The organism is Nitratireductor sp. GZWM139, assembly GCF_030068685.1.
GTDB lineage: Bacteria > Pseudomonadota > Alphaproteobacteria > Rhizobiales > Rhizobiaceae > Nitratireductor > Nitratireductor aquimarinus.
Genome location: NZ_JAMQML010000048.1, coordinates 1 through 1,797, shown reverse-complemented (window position 1 = coordinate 1,797; position 1,797 = coordinate 1). Strand labels below are relative to the sequence as shown.

Annotated in this window: 2 protein-coding genes; both read right to left on the bottom strand. The window is 57.6% G+C overall.

From position 1 onward, the window contains the following. Positions 1-165: 165 nt before the first annotated feature. Positions 166-939: an ion channel gene (locus NDI72_RS21825; protein WP_283801787.1), complete on the bottom strand. Its 774-nt coding sequence runs from the start codon at positions 937-939 to the stop codon at positions 166-168. 75 nt (positions 940-1,014) lie between these two features. Beyond that, positions 1,015-1,566 (bottom strand): SOS response-associated peptidase family protein, encoded by a 552-nt coding sequence (locus NDI72_RS21820; protein ID WP_502888440.1) that lies wholly within the window; start codon positions 1,564-1,566, stop codon positions 1,015-1,017. Positions 1,567-1,797: the final 231 nt, after the last annotated feature.

The following is a 1,797-nucleotide window of genomic DNA, read 5'->3' as shown; positions in this document are numbered from 1 at the left end:
CAGCCAAAACAGATGTCCCATCCAAGCCTCCAAATCACTGATTTGCAAACTGAATCTGATTTACTGCGTCAAATCAATGCTATCAACGGGTTTTGACCCTAGCGTCCAGCTTTCAGGCGAAGAGTGCTTCGAAGTCATGCTCAAAAAGCGAGGGCGTGTTCACAATCAGACAGCGCCATCTGTCTCGATCTTCAACAGCTCTCCGCAATGCTTGCAGTGGATCGCATCCGGTTCGTGTCGGTTTAGGCCACATTCCGGACATGTGTACTTGATCCTTGATGGCTGGAAAATTGCGCGCGCCAACTGCACGAACAGCGCCACGCCCACGACCATGATGAAGACCGTTAGCAGCTTCCCGCCTGTGGTCGTCATGGTGATATCGCCAAAGCCCGTCGTCGTCAGCGTCGCAACAGTGAAATAGAGCGCATCGACATAGCCCGTAATGCCGGCCTGATCGTCGAAGGCCAGAACGAAGACGAGCGATGTTGTCACGAAAATGAAGACGAACAGGTTGACCGCGGCGAGGATTGCGTCCTCGTGGCGTCGAAAGAACAAGCTCTCTCGCCGAAGATCGCGCAGCAAGTGGTAGGCGTGAATCAATCGCAAGCCACGCAGGACGCGCAGAAAAGCGAGGTTGGCGGTGAGAAACGGCGCCAGCAGCAGGGACGCCAACACCACCAGATCCGCCAGTGTGTAGATGCGCATTATCTCTTGGCGCCGGTTTTCTGAGATCCAAAGCCGGGCGCTGAGGTCAAGAAGGATGAGTACGCCGAGAGCGATGTTTAATGTGGACAAAGCTGGTGTTGTTGGCAGTGACGCTGTCGCGATGAAATAGATGATCGTCAGCAAATCGAAAACGATCAGCGCGTAGCGAAATCGCTGCGCGCGCTGGCTCCTACCGGCATAGAGCAGCCTGATTGAACGGTGCAATTCTTCCATGTTGGCTACATGCCACAGGTCACCAAGCGAAACCACAGGCCGATCCCGAATGAGAGTATCCTACCGGCGGCATGATCAATCGGGCAGATCCGGCGCATCCACGATCACGAGCTTGTCGTCGGGCAGGGGACGTTGAAGCTTCTTCGCTTCCTCCCATGGCTCCGTAAGCCACGCGGTTATCTCGTCCTCTGTGGTGAGGATGACCGGCATCGCCTTCTTGTGAATAGGCTCGACAACGCTGTTGGGTTCCGTGGTCAGGAAGCCATAGACCTCATGGTTCTCTGGATTCTCGCGGGCCATGCGCTTGCCGTGCCACGGCGTCCAGAGGCCGGCGAAGACGAACAGGGGCCTATCCTCACTCAGTGCAAACCATGCGTTCGGTGTTCGCTTGTCGCCTTCCTTCCGGCTGGTTGGGTCGGGCTCGGCAAAGCTCGTTACCGGCACAAGGCAGCGGCTTGCCGGTGAAAGCCATTTGCGCCAATGGGCGGATGAGGTGTTGCGTATGTTGGTGACGCCGCTGTCGTGCTTTCCCTTGATGAACATGGGCGGCGTCGGCATGCCCCAGCGGGCGCGCACCATTTCCNGCTCGTTACCGGCACAAGGCAGCGGCTTGCCGGTGAAAGCCATTTGCGCCAATGGGCGGATGAGGTGTTGCGTATGTTGGTGACGCCGCTGTCGTGCTTTCCCTTGATGAACATGGGCGGCGTCGGCATGCCCCAGCGGGCGCGCACCATTTCCCGCTCTCCATCCTCTCCCACGCGAATGATCGGCGCATAGCGGTTCGGATAGACCTGCAGGGATGGCTCGTTGAAAGCGTATTCCCGCGTCGTCTTGATGAAGTCGCGGATCGCCTGGCGC